13 protein-coding genes are annotated in these 19,650 nt (G+C 48.7%); 8 read left to right on the top strand and 5 right to left on the bottom strand.

The annotated features are described in order from the left end of the window. The first annotated feature begins 7 nt into the window (after positions 1-7). The 4 genes from purB to ACLBLI_RS11215 all read left to right on the top strand — a co-directional run bounded on the left by purB (position 8) and on the right by ACLBLI_RS11215 (position 4,358). On the top strand, positions 8-1,384 hold the full coding sequence (purB, locus tag ACLBLI_RS11200) for an adenylosuccinate lyase (RefSeq protein ID WP_414827695.1): 1,377 nt from the start codon (positions 8-10) through the stop codon (positions 1,382-1,384). A 56-nt stretch (positions 1,385-1,440) separates the two neighbouring features. Next, a complete protein-coding gene (locus tag ACLBLI_RS11205; protein ID WP_414827696.1) occupies positions 1,441-2,625 on the top strand; it encodes an adenylate/guanylate cyclase domain-containing protein in 1,185 nt (394 codons plus the stop codon). Between the two features lie 91 nt (positions 2,626-2,716). Beyond that, positions 2,717-3,841 (top strand): JmjC domain-containing protein, encoded by a 1,125-nt coding sequence (locus ACLBLI_RS11210; protein WP_414827697.1) that lies wholly within the window; start codon positions 2,717-2,719, stop codon positions 3,839-3,841. Positions 3,842-3,899: 58 nt separating this feature from the next. Next, positions 3,900-4,358 (top strand): GNAT family N-acetyltransferase, encoded by a 459-nt coding sequence (locus ACLBLI_RS11215; protein WP_414827698.1) that lies wholly within the window; start codon positions 3,900-3,902, stop codon positions 4,356-4,358. 196 nt (positions 4,359-4,554) lie between these two features. Here the strand turns inward: ACLBLI_RS11215 and ACLBLI_RS11220 are convergent, their stop codons facing one another. Both ACLBLI_RS11220 and ACLBLI_RS11225 read right to left on the bottom strand, forming a co-directional pair. Further along, on the bottom strand, positions 4,555-4,971 hold the full coding sequence (locus ACLBLI_RS11220) for a DUF4826 family protein (protein ID WP_414827699.1): 417 nt from the start codon (positions 4,969-4,971) through the stop codon (positions 4,555-4,557). Positions 4,972-4,983: 12 nt separating this feature from the next. Next, a complete protein-coding gene (locus ACLBLI_RS11225; RefSeq protein ID WP_414827700.1) occupies positions 4,984-8,034 on the bottom strand; it encodes an FAD-binding and (Fe-S)-binding domain-containing protein in 3,051 nt (1,016 codons plus the stop codon). A gap of 196 nt (positions 8,035-8,230) precedes the next feature. On the opposite strand from ACLBLI_RS11225, the gene ACLBLI_RS11230 reads away from it, so the two are divergent. Beyond that, complete coding sequence (locus ACLBLI_RS11230; protein ID WP_414827701.1) at positions 8,231-8,446, top strand: tellurium resistance protein TerC; 216 nt, start codon at positions 8,231-8,233, stop codon at positions 8,444-8,446. A gap of 151 nt (positions 8,447-8,597) precedes the next feature. Next, the gene (locus ACLBLI_RS11235; protein WP_414827702.1) at positions 8,598-8,786 is read left to right on the top strand and encodes a hypothetical protein; all 189 of its coding nucleotides are present in this window, start codon (positions 8,598-8,600) and stop codon (positions 8,784-8,786) included. Between the two features lie 211 nt (positions 8,787-8,997). On the opposite strand, the gene ppsA is transcribed toward ACLBLI_RS11235, so the two are convergent. Beyond that, positions 8,998-11,370, bottom strand: a complete 2,373-nt coding sequence (gene ppsA, locus ACLBLI_RS11240) for a phosphoenolpyruvate synthase (protein WP_414827703.1) — start codon at positions 11,368-11,370, stop codon at positions 8,998-9,000. A 191-nt stretch (positions 11,371-11,561) separates the two neighbouring features. Between ppsA and ACLBLI_RS11245 the strand changes: the two genes are divergently transcribed. Next, positions 11,562-12,374: a pyruvate, water dikinase regulatory protein gene (locus ACLBLI_RS11245; protein ID WP_414827704.1), complete on the top strand. Its 813-nt coding sequence runs from the start codon at positions 11,562-11,564 to the stop codon at positions 12,372-12,374. 208 nt (positions 12,375-12,582) lie between these two features. On the opposite strand, the gene ACLBLI_RS11250 is transcribed toward ACLBLI_RS11245, so the two are convergent. Both ACLBLI_RS11250 and ACLBLI_RS11255 read right to left on the bottom strand, forming a co-directional pair. Then, the gene (locus ACLBLI_RS11250) at positions 12,583-14,556 is read right to left on the bottom strand and encodes a tetratricopeptide repeat-containing sulfotransferase family protein (RefSeq protein ID WP_414827705.1); all 1,974 of its coding nucleotides are present in this window, start codon (positions 14,554-14,556) and stop codon (positions 12,583-12,585) included. A gap of 80 nt (positions 14,557-14,636) precedes the next feature. Next, entirely contained in the window at positions 14,637-17,342 is a 2,706-nt protein-coding gene (locus tag ACLBLI_RS11255) for a TonB-dependent receptor (RefSeq protein ID WP_414827706.1), read from the bottom strand. A gap of 307 nt (positions 17,343-17,649) precedes the next feature. Between ACLBLI_RS11255 and ACLBLI_RS11260 the strand changes: the two genes are divergently transcribed. Beyond that, positions 17,650-19,617 carry a BCCT family transporter gene (locus ACLBLI_RS11260; RefSeq protein WP_414827707.1) on the top strand — a complete coding sequence of 656 codons (1,968 nt, stop codon included), beginning with the start codon at positions 17,650-17,652 and terminating at the stop codon, positions 19,615-19,617. Positions 19,618-19,650: the final 33 nt, after the last annotated feature.

Consider the following 19,650-nt stretch of genomic DNA (forward strand, 5'->3'; position numbering starts at 1 on the left):
GCTACAGGTGGAACTGACTCAGTTGACCGCAATTTCCCCCGTCGATGGCCGTTACGCCGGCAAAACCGAAGAACTGCGCAGTATTTTCAGCGAATACGGACTGTTGAAATACCGCGTACAAGTGGAAGTTCGCTGGCTGCAAATGTTATCAAACCACGAGCAGATTGCCGAAGTGCCTGCCTTCTCTTCAAAGTCTACTGCCCTTCTGGATGCCATTGTCGAGAACTTTTCAGTTGATGATGCGATGCGCATTAAACACATTGAAAGCACAACCAATCACGATGTGAAAGCGGTTGAATATTTTTTGAAAGAGAAAGTTGCTGATAACAGCGAACTGAATGCTATCAGTGAGTTTATTCACTTCGCCTGCACCTCTGAAGATATCAACAACCTTTCTCATGGCCTGATGCTTACCGAAGCCCGTGACGAAGTGATTCTGCCTTATTGCGATAAGCTGATTGATGCGCTGACAGACCTGGCGAAAAAATACAAAACCGTCCCCATGATGGCCCGTACTCACGGCCAGCCTGCCTCCCCTACCACCATGGGTAAAGAGATGGCGAATGTGGCAGTGCGGCTTAAACGCCAGCGTGCACAAATCGCTGACGTATCCATTCTGGGTAAAATCAACGGTGCAGTGGGAAATTACAATGCGCACCTTTCTGCTTATCCTGATGTTGACTGGCATGCGGCAGCAGAGCAATTTGTTACCAGCCTGGGGCTGACGTGGAACGCGTTTACCACACAAATTGAACCCCATGACTACATTGCGGAGCTGTTTGATGCCGTTTCCCGCTTCAACACGATCCTGATCGATTTTGATCGTGATGTGTGGGGATACATCGCGTTAGGCCACTTCAAACAGAAAACTGTAGCCGGAGAAATTGGCTCGTCCACCATGCCGCACAAAGTCAATCCTATCGACTTTGAAAACTCAGAAGGTAATCTGGGCATCGCTAACGCCATATTTGATCACCTTGCCGCCAAGCTTCCTATCTCCCGTTGGCAGCGCGATCTAACCGACTCGACGGTACTACGTAACCTGGGTGTTGGTGTGGGTTATGCTGTTATCGCATATCAGGCATCACTGAAAGGGATCAGCAAGCTGGAAGTCAATGAGCAAAGCCTGCTTGATGAGCTGAACAGTAACTGGGAGCTGCTAGCAGAGCCAATTCAGACCGTCATGCGTCGCTATGGCATTGAGAAGCCTTATGAAAAGTTGAAAGAACTGACCCGCGGAAAGCGTGTTAACGCCGAAGCTATCGGTGAATTCATCGATAACCTGGACATGCCTGAAAGCGCCAAAACTGAATTGAAAGCGCTCACCCCGGTGACCTACATTGGTCAGGCAATCCGTCTTGTGGATCAGTTACTGGAAGCCTAAAACCGGCTTACACTCTGAGGTAGTTGTCTGATATGACCTACTGCCCTGGAGAAAGCATGAACACCGCACCTGCGTTGACTGGCAGCGAAAAACACCTGCTAACGCAGCTACACCAGACAAGCCGGCTATTGCTGGCTTGTCTTGCTTTACAGCTACCTTTTGGTCTGTGGCATGTGTTGCAGGGGCCATCCTTTGCATTACTTAATATCTTAATCCACATAGCCGTAATTTTGATGGTTGTGAAATTGTGCACACGTCAGCAGTTTTATACCGCAAGGCAGTGGATGCTAGCGGGATTTATGAGCTTTGTTACGCTGGCTACGGTTATCTGGCAGCAACCTGGCATTCCCTACTTCTTATTGCTTGGTGCTGTGACCTGCGGTTTTTTCTTCCGGCGAAAAGAAGTAAAAAGTCAGAGAATGTGGGCTGCCGCGTTTGCTCTGATGTTCATTGTGCTTAACCTGCAGGGTTTTACGACCTCATCTGGTCTGGAGCTGGCTGTGCATGTCAGTAATACCATCACACTTGCCTGCGCAAGCCTGCTTATCCTTTATACTCTTGATATCCACAGTAAGCGGCGATGGCTACACTTGCTCGCTTCTCAGCGACAAATGCATGAACGGTTACAACAGCTTCTGCCCCCGGTCGCATGTTCACCTGCGCAACGTACCTCAGCAGGTGAAACCTTCCCCATTGATTCCTGTGCCGTATTATTCGCCGATATGGCGGGGTACAAAAGCCTGACAACAACGCTGGATGACGAAGACATAGTTTGTGTACTTAACGCTCTTTATCAGCGTTTCGACCAGCGAGCGCAGCTGATGGGGATTTGCCGTATCAAAACGAATGGCGATGAGTACATGGCTGCACTTTCCGGTGCCTTCACGGCGTGTGAAAATCCACACTGTGATGTTGCAGAGGATATGCTGTGTTATGCGCGCCAGATTAGTCAGGACTTTCATCAGGTGGCCAGCGAATTTTCCATTGGTGTAGAGTTACGTATCGGCATTGCGCTGGGGCCAGTGCGTGGTGGCATGATAGGTCTGCAACGGCCGGCATTTGACATATGGGGTCGTACCGTCAATCTGGCTTCGTTACTGGAGCAACTTAGTCCTCCTGGTCTTATCACAGCGTGTCCGCAGTTTTACGAAGCGCTGTCTGCTTCTAAAAGTCAGGTGACAGGCGTTAGAGGAGTGGCATTACCCGATGGGCCGGGATACGCCCTTCAGTTCACCACATAACGGGCGGCAGAGACACTACACATGAATACCGAATTGAAGCCGGGACAGTCTCACGCCATAATGCGAGGCGAAATAACAACAGAGTAACGTCATGACCTTTTCCCCTTCGCAGTTTTTGTCTCAGCACTGGCAAAAAAGCCCCGTGGTTTTACGAAGATTCTTCACGGACTTCGAGGATCCAATCGATGAGCATGATCTGGCGGGGCTGGCACAGGAGGAAGACGTTGATAGCCGCATAATTGCTTATGCAGATAATCAGTGGCACGTGACGCATGGGCCAATCGCGTCTTTTGATGAGGCCTGCCAAGGCCAGTGGACACTGCTGGTTCAGGCTGTAGACCGATACATTCCTGAAGTCAGTGAACTGATGGCAGCATTTGACTTTATTCCCTACTGGCGCATGGACGATGTCATGATCAGCTTTGCTAATCCAGGGGCAGGTGTTGGTCCGCATGAGGATCAGTATGATGTCTTTCTTATTCAGGGCAAAGGCAGTCGTCAATGGCGTGTGGGTGAGCCGGGACAGTACACAGAACATTTCCCGCACCCTAATCTCAGACAGTTACAGACATTCCCAACCTGGAAAACCTTTACGTTATACCCCGGCGATGTTTTGTATATTCCCCCTGGATGGCCACATGATGGTATCGCAGAGTCAGATTGCCTCACCTACTCCATAGGCTTCCGGGCCCCGGATACGGCGCTGCTGGCACAACAGTTAGCTGAAGGCCTGATTGGTGGCGAACTGACTGGGGAACGCTATTCTGATCCGGAATTAGCAACCCGCTCCCACCCGGCAATGGTAAACCAATCAGAAATAACAGCACTAAAGCAGCTTTTACTGTCACAACTATCAAGCACGGAATTTGACCAAAATCTGATGCGGTTTTTATCAGACCAACAACTGCCTTACAACTTGCCTGATTCGCTGCTGACCACCGAGGAGCTGTGTCACGAACTTGAAGACGGTGCTACCTATGTGCTGGCCAGTGGTTGTCATCCGATATACCCACAAAGGCAACCTGCAGACCATTTCTTATTCTATGTGAATGGCGAGCAATTTACCGCCTCATACAATGATCGCGAATCTGTCGAGTGTCTGCTGAAAGGAGACCCTGTCGATGCCGCCTGGATGCGCACCTTAAGCACACTGGCGTTTATGGATATCATGACTATACTGATCAATAAGGGATACTGGGAGCGTATGGATACGTAACAGCAGATTCTTGCTGTTGATTTACGGCGAAAGCTAATGCTCTGACAATGGTGGAAAGATGACGTTTCGTATTGAAAACGTCGATTGGATGAGAGGTAGAGATCGACTCGAAAAATTAAGAGAGCACGTTTTCGTGCTCGAATGGCGCCTTCCCAGAGAAGCCGAGTTTGATGAACATGACGATTCGGCGTTTCATGTTCTGATAATCGGCCCTGGTGATACGCCGGTAGCGACAGGCAGACTAACGCAACAAGGCGAAATCGGGCGTGTGGCGGTTAAGCGCCAGTACCGCTCGTTGCGAATGTACAAACGGCTGTTCAATGCGCTTGTCAGTTTGGCGAAAGCGCATGACGTTCCCGTGTTACATGTAAGCTGTGATTTAGACAGCGTAAATTATCATGAAAAACTCGGATTTACCCCGAACGGGCCCGTTTTCATGGAGGCAGGAATACCACGCCAGAAAATGGCATGCGATATTAACCGTTTCACACTGCCCGACGTTACCCATATGCATTAACCTGAAAAGGGGTATCCAGCACTGGATACCCCTTTTTATTTATTGGAAGCACGATATCTACACGGTGTGGCAAATGGCCAGATACGCAGCACCATATCAATATAACTTAATTTTCATATGAGGCTGTTTCACATACTTCCACCAGGCTGTTACATGCCAAGAATAACCTCTGGTGACATAACCCCGCCCAACAGCATCAATCTTTCCAGAGCTGATCTGCAGCCTGCATATTATAAAGATTCTCAGCACGGGCTTGCAGAAGGTTTGCAAATTCAAGCTGGGTTCTGTCCTGTGTCCCTGACTGGCGAATATTTTCCGCTTTCATTTGCCACTGCATTGAGAAGTATTTGATGGCCTCGCGGGCATTAGGTGCATTTTCATACAGTGTATAATCCGCTGGCAGATCGCCACTCATCACCCAATAGAATTTTTCATCAAGCGCTTTTAGCTTCCATACCGCCACAAAGGGCACCAGATAGCGGCTTTCCTCGGTCACTACAGAATGAAAAAGCACGCCGTTTTCAGCCAGGTGTTTATTGGCGCGTTGAAATTGCGCTTTCACCCATGCTTCACGCTGCTCCTGTGTCATAGGTTGTTGTGTTTGTTCTGTCATAATTATTCCAATTTAGCGTGTTGTTTTTCTTATACATGCCAGCAATGCCTGTAAAGGATGCTGGGGTTTAAAATTTTCGATGCGGTCCACCTGACTTCGACAGGAATAACCCGTGGCCATCACCTGCTCAGGAGAATAGCGGTTAACAGCTTGTTCCCAGCTTAATGCGTAGATCCCAAGAGAATTTTGCTTTTGGTCGGCTTCATGACCATACGTTCCCGCCATGCCGCAACACCCCACACTGACGATGTCGACTGGCTGGCCCACTCTTGCGAACAATGTCTGCCATTGTTTCTCTGAGGTCGGTAACGCCGTTTTTTCAGTGCAGTGACTAAATAGCGCCATGGGCAAGATGTCGGCTGATGTCGGTACATCACGTTCCCAACTGGTATCAGGCAATGTCTCAAGCCACTCATGGACCGCAAGAACGGTAAATTCGCCTCTTTGTTTTCCTAACGTTTTAACATATTCATCCCGATAACACAGCACGAGTGAAGCGTCGACGCCTACCATAGGGATGTTTAGCGACGCGACATTATTCAAAAACGCCGCCGTAGACGCAGCCGTGTCGGCGAATCGCTGCAGGAAGCCTTTCACATGCTCAGGTTTTCCATTGGGTTTAAAAGGCAACAAAATGGGTCGATAACCCATTTCTTTCACCAGACTGGCGAAGTCAGCGACGACCTGAGCGTCATAAAAACTGGTGAACGGGTCCTGTACAATCAGCACATGCTTTTCCCGCTCGCTATCGCTGAGAGAATTCAGATAAGCCATATCAAAAGGCTTAGCAATATTTTCTACCCGCTTGGTGAGCACCGGTGAGGACAGCAACGGCGTATCCACATAGCCGATTTGCTTTTCAATCAGACTGGCAACCAGCTTGCGGCGAAGAAAGAAATTCACGACGTCGGGCACTTTGGCCATCAGCGGGGCCATTCGCTCGATATTCGCCACCATGTAATCTTTTAGTGGACGCAGATAACGTTGATAATATATCGATAAAAACGTGGCTCTGAATTCAGGTACGTCTACCTTTACCGGACACTGACTGGAGCAGGACTTGCACGCCAGGCAACCATTCATCGCATCCATCACTTCGTGAGAAAAGTCAGCCTCGTTGTTGCGGGTGTTTTTCCAGCGCTGAATAAACGATGTGCGGAAATTGTCAGCACTGAGTTTCGCAGTTTCAATTCCGGATTCACCCAACAATCGGATCCATTCACGAATCAACCCTGCGCGACCTTTCGGACTATGACGGCGATCGCGGGTAATTTTACTTGACGGACACATGGGCGAGGTCGTGTCGTAATTGAAGCACAGTCCATTACCGTTACACTCCATTGCGGGTGCAAAGGCCGATTTGAAGGCTACCGGGATGGTTCTGTCGAATGTAGCGCGTTTAGTATCGCTGACCTTTACCAGCTCATCATTACTGGCAAGCGGCGTACAGATTTTTCCGGGATTCATCTTATTCGACGGGTCAAATACGCCTTTGATCTTGCGTAACTCAGTAAATAGCGACTCGCCGAAGAACGCCGGCCCATATTCACTGCGAAACCCCTTCCCATGCTCACCCCACATCAGGCCACCGTATTTTGCAACCAGCGCCACCACATCATCTGAGATACGGTGCATCAGCTTTTCCTGCTCGATATCACAGAGATCCAGTGCCGGGCGAACATGCAATACACCGGCATCCACATGACCAAACATACCGTACTTCAAGCCGTGTGAGTCAAGCAGGTCGCGAAACTCCATAATAAAGTCGGCCAGGTTTTCCGGTGGCACGGCGGTATCTTCGGCAAATGCAATAGGCTTCTGGCTGCCTTCCGTTTTGCCCAGCAGGCCAACCGCTTTTTTACGCATGGCGTAAATCCGGCCAATATCGGCCTTATCAAAGGTTACCTGATATCCAATTACTCCATACTCGCCACTTTCGGCTGCCCGACTAAGCTCTTCTTCAAGAGTGTCGATTCGGGCTTTTATTTCCTTCTCATCATTGCTGTTATACTCAACCATATTCAGGCCAAGTAAGGTTTTATCAGGCACATCTGTAATGAGATCGGCAATGGAGTGCCAGATAATGTCAGTTTTTGCCAGATTCAGCACCTTGCTGTCGACCGTTTCCACTGACGTGGCTTTTGCCGCTACCATCCTCGGCGCATGGCGAAGTGCCGACTCGAAGGAATCGTACTTAATATTGACCAGGGCCTTAAACGTAGCAATAGGGGTTAGCGATAACGTGGCTTCGGCTACCATTGCTAAAGAGCCTTCAGAGCCGGTAATTAACCGGCTGACGTCAATTTTCTGATTATCGGCATCGTAAGCGTGTTCAAGATCATATCCGGTTAGAAAGCGGTTCATGCGGGGAAACTTCGCAATGATTTCGTCGCGTTTGTCTACCGACGTGGCTATTACCTGTCTAAGAATTCGGCCAAGAGTATCGCTTCGCTGGCTGCGCTCGCGCGCCTCATCTACACTCATTGGCGTGGTAATGAGCTCCTCACCGTTTGCAAGTACCGAGGTGAGTCCTAATACATGGTCACTGGTTTTACCGTATACCAAAGAGCCCTGCCCTGACGCATCGGTATTGATCATCCCACCGATAGTCGCGCGATTACTGGTCGATAAGTCTGGTGAAAAGAAAAAACCGTGGGGTCGCAGCGCATCGTTGAGTTGGTCTTTAACTACCCCGGCCTCTACTTTCACCCAGCCTTCATCAACATTGATTTCCAGCACCCGGTTCATATGACGGGAAATGTCCACGACAATGCCGTCGGTCAGGCTTTGCCCGTTGGTCCCCGTGCCGCCCCCCCGTGCTGAGAACGTAACCTGAGGATGCTGGTTCGCCAGTTCACCAAGACACTGAAGGTCGGTTTTCGATTTGGGAAAAACCACCGCCTGCGGCAGTTTTTGATAAACCGAGTTGTCGGTCGCAACGGCCAGACGGCTGCCATAACTGTACTCAATGTCACCGGCAAAAGATGACGCGGCCAACGCGTCGAGATAGCGCAGATAATGTTCAGACACACTTTGCTGTGGTGCAACACGTGGAAGACTCAAGAAAACCAACCTCCTCTAACAACAGGACGACAAGTATACCTAGCGAGCCCCGCAGTCTCTAGCGATAAGGCCGAATTTTGTATAATTTAGGGTTAAACTTTGTCCATACAGATACAATTACTTACAACTGGGAACTTGGCATTGCTGGTAGGGCCTGTCAAAGTAAATGCTGATGTATCTCAGTTAGCGAAAACCGATGAAAACGATTCGACTCACACTTGGTGCGCTGCTATTCACCGCAGGCATTATTTTTACTATTCTTCCGGGTTCAATATTATTTGTTCTGGGCGGACTGGTTTTACTGAGTTACGACTGGCCACGGGCAAGAGGCTGGTTACGCCACTGTCAGACTGGCATGTCACGCTCCGCCAGACGCATTGACCGCTTTCTGTTGGCAAGAAAACTTCGCTAAACCCGCATTTCTTGTTGTTGCGCCGCTCTGCGGCAGGTATCAGAACTAAACTTTCGTATCCATTGGCCCGTAATAACCTCGTACGGGTCACCTCCGGCTACTCACAATCACCCTGCGTGACCATACTGAATCTGCTCCAGAAGGACTGCCAATGATTGCAATTAAAATCATCGCTTTACTGTTGATCATCACCGGATTTCTTATTTTCCAGTCGCTGTATTTCCAAAGTCAGCCCATTACTGAGTCATTTTTGTTGCTGGTCAATGCCATTATTGGCGGCATCATTGGCGGACTTGGCGTACACCTTTACGATATCTATAAGGCCAGACAGCGACGCTAGCCCGCGCTTTTTAATCCCTCAGCGCCACAGAGGAACCTTGACTCGGAGCGTGAACGTAGAGCAAGAAGTGCGAGTAATGCACTGTTTACTGTACACCGGCATTTTGCCCTCTGACACGACCTTCCTGGCGCCTCTATTGCCAGCGCGGGACATAAAAAAAGCCGCAAAGGCGGCTTTTTTTACATTTAAACCCTATGGGTTATTACGCTGATTAACCGTGGTTTTCAGCCAGATATAACCAGGTCTCTACCACTGTGTCAGGGTTTAAGGAAACTGAGTCAATTCCCTCTTTTACCAGCCAGGCGGCGAAGTCTTCATGATCTGATGGTCCCTGACCACAGATACCGACGTACTTACCGCGCGCTTTGGCCGCACGGATAGCCATTGATAATAAGGCTTTAACTGCTTCGTCGCGCTCTTCAAACAAGTGCGCAATCAAACCCGAATCACGGTCGAGGCCGAGGGTCAATTGTGTCAGGTCATTAGAGCCAATAGAGAAGCCATCGAAGATATCCAGGAACTTATCTGCCAGCAGCGCATTGGACGGCAGTTCGCACATCATGATAACGCGCAGGCCGTTTTCTCCCTGCACCAGCCCCTCTTCTTTCAGCAGTTCAATAACCTGCTTGCCTTCTTCCACTGTGCGCACAAACGGGATCATTATTTCCACGTTAGTCAGGCCCATCTTACCGCGTACGCGCTTGATGGCTTCACATTCCAGCGCAAAGCAGTCGCGGAAGTCTTCGGAGATATAACGGCTGGCACCCCGGAAGCCCAGCATAGGGTTTTCTTCGTCCGGCTCGTACTGATAACCGCCCACCAGGTTAAAGTACTCGTTAGACTTAAAGTCAGACATACGAACTATCACTTTCTTGGGCGAGAAAGCCGCGCCAATAGAGGAGATCCCTTCAACCAGTTTCTCGATGTAGAACTCGGTAGGCGAGTCATAACCGGCAATCATATCGTTGATTTCTTCTTTCAGCTCTTCAGGCTGATCATCAAAGTTCAGCAATGCTTTCGGATGCACGCCAATCATACGGTTAATGATGAACTCCAGACGGGCAAGGCCCACACCTTCATTAGGCAGACGGGCAAAGTCGAATGCCCGGTCAGGATTACCCACGTTCATCATCACTTTTAATGGCAGATCAGGCATCGAGTCGATACGTGAAGTTACCACATCAAATTCCAGCTCAGCGCCATAGATATAGCCGGTATCGCCTTCTGCACACGACACCGTGATTTTGTCACCCGTCACAATCGAGTCGGTTGCATTACCACAGCCAACAACCGCAGGAATACCCAGCTCACGTGCAATGATTGCCGCGTGACAGGTACGGCCGCCACGGTTAGTCACGATGGCTGACGCCTTTTTCATAATGGGTTCCCAGTCCGGGTCGGTCATATCAGTGACCAGTACGTCACCGGCTTGGATTTTGTCCATCTCTTCAATGGAGCCCAGCACTTTCGCTTCACCGGCACCAATTTTGTGACCAATTGCGCGGCCTTCACAAACAATGTTGCTCTCGCCTTTTAGCTGGAAGCGTTCAATGCTCTGGCTGTCTTCGCGACTGCGTACCGTCTCAGGACGTGCCTGAACGATATACAATTTGCCATCAACACCGTCTTTTGCCCATTCAATATCCATCGGACGCTTGTAGTGCTTCTCAATGATAACGGCCTGTTTAGCCAGTTCCATCACTTCATCGTCGGTAAGTGAAAAGCGCATGGCGTCCTGCTTCTCGATATCAACAATAGATACCTGTTTGCCATGGCTCTGATCGTCAGAGTAAATCATCTTGGTCAGTTTGCTGCCCAGATTACGACGGACAATGGAAGGGAGCCCTTTTGCCAGTGTTGGTTTATGCACATAGAACTCGTCGGGGTTAACCGCGCCCTGCACCACCATCTCGCCCAGACCGAACGAACTGGTAACGAATACCACGTCTTCAAAGCCAGACTCGGTATCGATGGTGAACATAACACCTGACGAAGCAATGTCACTGCGTACCATGCGTTGAATACCCGCAGAAAGCGCGACGCCCTTATGGTCATAACCCTGGTGAACACGATACGAAATAGCACGGTCATTAAACAGTGATGCGAACACATGTTTAATGGCGACCATGACTGAATCGTAACCTTTCACATTCAGGAAGGTTTCCTGCTGGCCGGCGAAAGACGCATCCGGCATATCTTCCGCTGTCGCTGAAGAGCGTACAGCAAACGACGCTTCATCTCCGGCGTCGCCCTGCAGGGTGTCGAATGAGGACTTAATAGCCTCTTCCAACGCTGGCTGGAACGGTGTGTCGATGATCCACTGACGAATATTTCTGCCTGCTTCGGTCAGCGCGCCCACATCATCCACGTCAAGTGAATCAAGCACCTGATGAATTTTCGCTTCTAAACCACTTTGTTCGAGAAATTCATTAAATGCCTCTGCGGTGGTAGCAAACCCACCTGGCACCTGAACGCCGGCATTTGCCAAATTGGAGATCATTTCCCCCAACGATGCATTTTTGCCGCCTACGCGACCGACATCATGCATGCCCAACTCTTGATACCAAAGTACGTATTCTTGCACTGCCAAAGCCTCCAAGCTTTTTTAAAAGTGTCGCCCACCGAAGCGGGCGTGTAGGGTACAGTGAGAAGCTTGCAGTCGTAACCTCTCGACACGACTAGCTTTTCCACGAAACCATCTTAGAATGGGGAAAATTAGAAAGTAAAATTTTTTATGCTTTCGTAATAAATTTACAACAAAGTTAAGGAAATGTTGTGCGTACAGCTTTTTATATTTCAGACGGTACTGCGATTACTTCAGAGGTCTTTGGCCACGCCCTGCTTTCTCTGTTCCCGGTTCAGTTCAATCATAAGACGATTCCATTTGTTGAAACTGAGGAACACGCCTACAAGGTTTTAGAAAAAATATCTGAAAGTTTTCAAGACACCGGAGAAAGACCGCTCGTTTTTTATACAATTGTGAATGTAGATGTGCGCAAAATAATCTCGAAATCAGTGGGTATTAACTATAATTTTCTTGATCAATTCGTAGCACCTCTGGAAAAAGTCCTTGGCGTACCTTCAAAACCGGAAAAACATCGTACACACAGTATTCACGAAACCACTTATGATATCCGGATTGAAGCGGTTAACTACGCACTGGCGAATGATGATGGTTCGAACCTTAAAAATTACCACGAGGCCGATATCATTCTGGTAGGCGTATCGCGCTCGGGGAAAACTCCAACCAGTCTTTATCTGGCGCTCCAATACGGCATTAAAGCCGCCAACTACCCGTTTACCGAAGAAGACATGGGAGACATGCTTAAGCTTCCCCCGGCTCTGCGGCGCTTTAAACACAAGCTTTTCGGGCTAACTATCCATCCTGAGCGGTTAAGCCAGATCCGTTCTGAACGCCGTGCCAACAGTCGCTATGCCTCTATTCAGCAGTGCCGCATGGAATTGCGTGAAGTTGAAAACCTGTACCGCAAGGAAAAAATCCCGTTTTTAAACAGTACCAAGTATTCGGTGGAAGAGATCTCGGCAAAAATACTGGCAGAAACTGGCTTACAGCGTCGCAAATATTAATAAAAACATTTATATAACGGGTGTCGATTGTGAGGCGACACACTGGGCAAGCGTTAACTTGCTAAACGAATTGCGACATTATCGTGCTTGGTAAACGACCTTATTCTGCCTGTTAACAAAGCCGCGCTATGCGGCTTTTTCAGTTGTTATGGGCGTAACTCAGGTTGAACTGCATGTCATACCCCACTTAGGTGGACGAGGCAGCGATTTACGGATATTGCTTCAGTGCATCGAACAAGGGGGTGAGGTGTGACTCGAACGGTTTCCACTGACCCATTCCGGTTTTATAAATAGGCTGCCTTACCTGTTCAGAGCTTGGGGTTTTGATTACCCGCTGGGTTTGATGAAACGCGAGGCAAGCCTCTTCAAAAGGTAATCCACAGAAATCCAGAAGCCTTTTTACCTGCCCTTCCAGATCTTCAAGCAACACTTCATGCTGCACCGCGAGCACTTCACCAGGCAAAACACTTTGCCAGTGGTCCATCAAATCGACGTATGCCCGGTAGTAACGACCAATCTCTTCCAGCCCGTAGCTAAACTCCTGTCCATCGCCGAACAATTGTTTATAGCCACTAAAGCAACAATCAAAGGGATGTCTGCGCGCATCAATAATCTTTGCATTCGGAAGGATCCGTTTTATCAGCCCGATATGAATAAAGTTATTGGGCATTTTATCAATGAAATATGGTGCGCCCTGTCTGTATGCACGGGTCTGTTCAATATATAGCTGACCAAGCTGTTCGCACTGGTCATCGCTGAGCGATGTGAGGTTAAACGGGTACGGCGTTTTCTGCCCACTGATACGCGAAGCAATGGTCAGAATATCGTGCAGCTCCATCGTGCCGTCGACCTGAGAATGCGACGCCAGGATCTGTTCCAGCAATGTCGAGCCTGCTCGCGGTAGCCCGACGATAAAGATAGGAGCCGGATCCAGACACCCGGATTTACTGGCAAATAATGATGCCGGACAGGCCTCTTTCTGCGCATTCATGGCCGCTTCCGTGCGCGCGATATCAAACTGCGTGGTTGAATGTTTAAGTGCATTGCCTTTTTTATAATAGGTAAAAGACTTTTCGATATTCTTTTTGTCCTCGTGCGCTTTACCCAGCGCGAAACAAATGTGCACCATGTCATCAAGTTTTAATTCTTCTCGGTCTACCTGAGCTTCCATTTGCGCTATCAGCCCAGCTGAAAACTTATAAGTTTTTGTGTTCGCGAGACTCCAGTAGGCATCGCCGAATTCTGGCATCAATTCGATAGCCGTTTCGTAAGCTGTAATGGCGTCGTCCCGGTCACCTTTCGCTTTTCTGGCGTGGCCAAGTGCTAACCACACTGCTGGTCTGTCACTGTTCGCCTCTAATAACTCCAGGTAAATTTTCACAGCGTCGTCAAGCCTACCAATTCCGACCAGCGCAGACGCGTGTGCAACCATCACCGCCACATCATTAGGATGTTGTTCACGCCGCTTGCGGGAAAAGGCTTCGGCCTGTGGATACTTGCCTAGTCGGGCAAGTAATGACAGATAAGCAGCAGCGGCTCTGTCGTGCTGAGGATAGATCTCAACACAGCTTTCAAGCAGAAACTCAGCTTCGTGGTAGGCTTTCAGTTTCATATCAATTTCAGCGAGTAACACCATAGCTTCAGCATCGTGTTTGTGTTGTTGCAGGTATCGCCGACAAACGCCATCCGCTGCCGCAAGCTGTCCATCATGCATCAGATCATGCGCGCCAAGAATTGGCTTGGGTAAAGACTGCAAAAATGCGATGTGCTGCTCGGCGAGCACTGCAGCTTGCTGGTTTCCCTGCTGCTGATAAATCAACAGTAGCTGTTGCCAGCTTGCAAGTAACGCGGGATTAAACCGGGTAGCCTGGTAAAACGCACTGGCAGCGGCCTTGTCGTCGCCTTGCGCCTTATAAATGTATGCCTGCTCCTGAAACGCCCGCCCATGATCCGGCCGAAGTGCGATTAATGATGCGATATCATCCAGTCCAGCCTGATAGTTTTTGCTCAATCGGTGCGTGACAGCACGCATGTACAGGCATTCAGCTTTAAGACCTGTAACCAGGGTGTTATCAGCCAGTAACGTATCGAGCTTATCCTGAGCCGTTGTTAACTGACCCTGACTAATAGCCTGTTTTACGGTCTGCAGCGTTGCAGTGGGATTTGCTTGGGTATTTTGCATATTCTCTAGATTGCCTAATCATACGAAAAACGGCAAGCCACCACTGGCTTGCCGTTATGATTATTAGCTTACCTTAACGATTAATAATAATCGTAAGAGAAGCGCACACCAACTGTACGTGGTCTGTTTGTCACCACTTTTGGTGTGAACTGCTGCGTATCGATATTCAGAATGGCGCTTTCGTCAAACACATTGTCAACAAACAGCTCTGCTTTCCACTCATCGTTAGTGATACCTACAGCGAGGTTCGCAATCATGTAGCTTTCCTGTACATAACGGCCACCACGGAATGTTGCACCGTTGCGATCATCGTACGTCACACCTTCGTAAACGGCAGCTTCTTCCTGAATTTTCAGGCCTGAACCGGTGCCGTAAATCAGTTGCGTCGCATCTTCCATCACATACGCATCCATAACCATACCGGCCAGTCGATCACCGGTATAACTTACAGAACCGTTTACGTAGCCAGTTTTGCCGTCATCAAGTTCGAAGAAGTAACGCGCATTGATGTTACCAGAGAAGCTTGCTGAATAAGGCAGCTCAGAGCCTACACCAGCAGCGATGCCAACCAGTTCTTCATTAACACTGGTGAGCTCAGTATCCAGTAAACTAAATGCCGCGTTAACCACCAGGTTGTCCGTAGCCAGCCAGGTGATGTCTGCGTCTAAACCTTTGATCTCTGCATCACCCACGTTATCGGTGAATACCAAAAAGCTGATATTGGTTGGGTCAAAGCGCGACGTTTGTAAGTCTGTGATTTCTGAGTAGTACGCCGTCGCATTTACACGCACGATGCCGTCCAGGAAGTCACCCTTCAAACCTACTTCATAGTTATCCAGCGTATCCGTAGTGGAATAAACTGGAATACGGAAGTTTTCAAATTTGCCAGACTGGTTGGTTGCCAAACCACCACCAACTCGGTTAGTTACCGGTGGACGGAAACCTTCTGAGTAGTTAGCGAACAGGAGGATGTCCTCTGTAGCTTTCCAATCCAAAGAGAACTTAAAGATGGTATCGTCAACTGACAGAACACCATCAGAACCTAACTCTGACACTTCAAGCTGCCCACTCTGGACTGCCGCCATTACGGCGTCAGGATCTTCTCCGACTGCTTCCAGTTCATTCGGATCAAGTGAACCAAACGCTTTTACGCGGCGGCTTACGTCAACAGTTGTCGTTGAACCTTTATAAGTATCGTCGATTTGATACCAGCGCGCACCGATGCTTGCTGTCAGCGTATCAGTCAGGTCATACTCAAATTGTCCGAATACTGCGATTTGTTCAATGGTATGGGTAATGTCATTGGCGAAGCTGACTTCACCCGGGAATGGGCCGCCATCGCTGTTAATCCCTTCGGTACCTACCAGTGTGCGTTGCAGGTTATCGAAGCCGAAAGTAGACATTTCAGTATTCGCAATCTTGAACTGACCCACTGTTGCCACTTCCTGGTCATCATAAAAAAGACCAGCAGTGACACGCCATGGCGCATCCATAGTAGTGTTAAAACGCAGCTCGTGAGTTGAACGCGTCGTGTTAGTATCTTCTTTGAAGTACTTGGTTGGATCCAGACAACGCTCATCTGCAGGGTTATCTGGCGTATCATAGTGGTTACATAAGTAGTATGCCGAGAACAACCCACCATTGGTGTAGCCTGTATAATCCGCTAGTGTGTCAATATCACGGTCCAGATAACCACCGGTATAAACCACGTCCAGCTTCTCCAGGCGTCCTTCCAGTGTCCAGGTTGTCAGACCAAATTCGTCAGTGTTTTCTTCTGGCTGAAAGCGGTTAGTAGAGCTTTCGCCTTCAAGGTTGGGGTCATAAGCAAACACACCTTCAGTGTCCAGCGTTTGCTGAGTGTGCTGTACCAGCAGGTCCCACTGCTCATTGAAGATGTAAGACACACCGAAGCGGGCACCTGAATAGACAGCATCATTGAAGTTATCTTCAACCAAGGCATCATTCTGAGGTGATACAACGGACGCTTCCGCCATGGTATTCACATCCGGGTTAGTAATTCGGTTGGCATCCATTGCCACAGGATCTGCTAATACGCCGCCTGAAATACGGCTGACGACCTGGGCACTGCCAATGTAGCCGCCATTGCCCGGATCATTTGCAATGTTATCAATCCAGCCACCCTGACGGTCGTTGTAAGCTGCAACACGCACCGCCATATCTTCAGTAACTGCCATGTTGAAGTACGCTTCAACGGCGTTACTCATGTCACCGCCTTTGGTGAATGAAATGGAGGTATCAAAGCCGGCACTAAATCCTGAATGATCCGGCTTATTGGTAATAAGACGAACGGTACCTGCCTGAGAGCTGGCACCAAACAGCGTACCCTGCGGCCCGGGAAGTACCTCTACACGCTGTACGTCAGTTGCGTACACGTCCAGGTTTCGGCCAGCCATAGATACCGGCTGCTCATCGACATAAAATGCAACCGAGGGCTGAAGCGCCTGCACTGACGATAACATGATATTGGACTGTGTGGTGGCCGCACCACGGATGTAAATTTCGTTCTGGCCAGGACCTGTCCCTTGGAATACTACGTTGGGAAGAAATTCAACATAGTCCTGGAAGTTATCGATCCCCAGATTTTCCAGCGCCTTTCCATCCAGCGCCGTAACCGATACAGGAACATCCTGAATGGATTCCGTACGTTTTGTTGCGGTAACTTCGATGGTTTCAATTTTCGCCTTTGCAGAGCTTGCTTCCTGCGCGGCAATCGAAGTAGACGCCAACGCAGCGACGATGGCACAGCTTACCTGTGTTTTTCGCATGATAGGTGTGTTCCTCTGTTACTAGTTAAAACTATTATTATTCGACATACTTTTACTGAAGCATGCTTGATTAGATCATACTTACCTTGCCAAATATTGCACTTATACTTTAATTCAAATTGTTTCAGAGTTTTTAACTTATTATTTTATTTAAAGATTCCCACAATAAAGAACAAAATTCCACCAATTATTGCCAGCAACCCGAATAATTACATCAGAAGTTTATAAATACTGCTCCATAAGATATATTCATGCGTAACAACGATAATTCGAATAAATTCATTACCGACAAAAGGATGTCTACTGCGTGAGTGCCTCTCAATCAAAATCTCCTTTAAATAAGCCGGTGTTTATTACTTCATCTATTGTCATCGCACTTCTGATGCTGTTTGCAGCGGGTATGCCAAAGCTTGCCGATACTATTTTCTCATCCATGCAATCAGTGATTGTGTCCAATGGCAGTTGGTTTTATGTATTAACTGTTGCCATCATCCTGATTTTCGTGATTTTTCTGGGGATCAGTCGCTATGGGGAAATCAAGCTGGGGCCCGATCATGCAACGCCACAGTTCAGCTTTCCAACCTGGCTGTCAATGCTGTTTGCTGCCGGGATGGGTATCGGCTTGATGTTTTTCGGCGTCGCTGAGCCACTAATGCACTATCTTTCGCCACCAACTGCTGAACCAGGTAGCGTAGAAGCGGTGCGGGAAGCGATGAAAACCACCTTTTTCCATTGGGGCGTTCACGCTTGGGCAATATATGCTGTTGTAGCACTCATACTGGGTTACTTTGCCTACAGGCAAAACCTGCCTCTCACGCTTCGCTCTGCGCTTTACCCGTTAATCGGCGATAGAATTTATGGCTGGCCCGGTCATATCGTGGATATTTTTGCTGTCACCTCTACCATCTTTGGCGTATCCACTTCGCTTGGACTCGGTGCATCGCAAATCAATGCAGGTCTGAATTATCTGTTTGGCATTCCTTCCAATACTACGGTTCAGATACTGTTAATGGTGGGTGTTGTCGGCCTGGCTATTATTTCTGTTGCTACGGGACTTGAAAAAGGCATTCGACGATTATCCGAAACCAACATGATCCTGGCAATCCTGTTGCTGTTGTTCGTATTGGTGTTGGGTCCAACGGTATTCCTGCTCCAGGCCTACCTGCAAAATACCGGCGCTTATTTATCGGATATCGTCAGAAACACATTTAACCTGTTTGCCTACGATAAAACCGACTGGATTGGCGGCTGGACCATTTTCTATTGGGGCTGGTGGCTCGCATGGGCACCGTTTGTCGGCCTGTTTATCGCTCGTATCTCATTTGGCCGTACCATTCGTGAGTTTATTATCGGTGTTTTATTAATCCCTTCTGCTTTCACGCTACTGTGGATGACCGTGTTTGGCAACACGGCGATTGACCTGGTGTTTACACAAGGGCAGGAGGTGCTGGCAAATATGGTCGAGCAAGACACCTCTGTGGCGCTGTTCGTTTTCCTTGAACAGTTCCCGTTTTCCAGCGTGTTGAGTTTCATTGCTGTATTGATGGTTATTGTCTTTTTCGTGACGTCATGCGACTCCGGCGCCATGGTTGTGGACATGCTGTGCTCGCATGGAGAGAACAATACACCAGTGTGGCAGCGCATTTACTGGGCAGTGGGCGTAGGTGTAGTTGCCGCAGTACTGCTTTATGCTGGCGGGTTGAACGCGCTGCAGACAATGACGATAGTGTCTGCCCTTCCCTTTGCTATTGTGCTGCTAATTGCATTAATGGGGTTGTTGAAAGCACTAAGGGTAGAAGGCTATAAGCGAGAGAGCCTGCAAGCACTTGCAGGGGCGCCACCTCATTCAGATACCGATAAAAACTGGAAAGAGCGACTGGAAAACATCACCAGCTTTCCGGATAAAAATGTGGTGTCCCGGTTTATGAATAAGATTGTAGAGCCCGCGCTTGAGGAAGTGGGGAAAGAATTCAGGTCACAGGACTTTGAAATTGATATCTCGAAAGAAGATAAGCTGATCACGCTTACGGTTTCGATGGGCAATGATCCCGACTTTATCTATTCAGTTTATATGACAAAAACAGCCCAGCCTGAATACGTGACTAACGAAGAAACAGTGGACGACAACGTCAACCAGACGTACTATCGCGCCGAAGTTCACTTAAGTGAAGGTGGTCAGAACTACGACATCATGGGATGGTCGAAACTGGCTGTAATTAATGATGTGATTGATCACTATCAAAAGCATCAACATTTCATACACTTGATGAGATAACACGTTTATTCAACTTGTATTAATGAGATTGGA

The sequence above is a fragment of the Alteromonas sp. H39 genome (genome assembly GCF_047556435.1).
GTDB lineage: Bacteria > Pseudomonadota > Gammaproteobacteria > Enterobacterales > Alteromonadaceae > Alteromonas.

What these genes read in the sequence shown, in the direction of transcription:
- ACLBLI_RS11205 (WP_414827696.1), top strand. Translation starts at nt 1,441, where the DNA reads ATGAACACCGCACCTGCGTTGACTGGCAGCGAAAAACACCTGCTAACG.
- ACLBLI_RS11230 (WP_414827701.1), top strand. Translation starts at nt 8,231, where the DNA reads ATGAAAACGATTCGACTCACACTTGGTGCGCTGCTATTCACCGCAGGC.
- ACLBLI_RS11210 (WP_414827697.1), top strand. Translation starts at nt 2,717, where the DNA reads ATGACCTTTTCCCCTTCGCAGTTTTTGTCTCAGCACTGGCAAAAAAGC.
- ACLBLI_RS11220 (WP_414827699.1), bottom strand. Translation starts at nt 4,971, where the DNA reads ATGACAGAACAAACACAACAACCTATGACACAGGAGCAGCGTGAAGCA.
- ACLBLI_RS11215 (WP_414827698.1), top strand. Translation starts at nt 3,900, where the DNA reads ATGACGTTTCGTATTGAAAACGTCGATTGGATGAGAGGTAGAGATCGA.
- ACLBLI_RS11235 (WP_414827702.1), top strand. Translation starts at nt 8,598, where the DNA reads ATGATTGCAATTAAAATCATCGCTTTACTGTTGATCATCACCGGATTT.
- ACLBLI_RS11255 (WP_414827706.1), bottom strand. Translation starts at nt 17,342, where the DNA reads ATGCGAAAAACACAGGTAAGCTGTGCCATCGTCGCTGCGTTGGCGTCT.
- ACLBLI_RS11250 (WP_414827705.1), bottom strand. Translation starts at nt 14,556, where the DNA reads ATGCAAAATACCCAAGCAAATCCCACTGCAACGCTGCAGACCGTAAAA.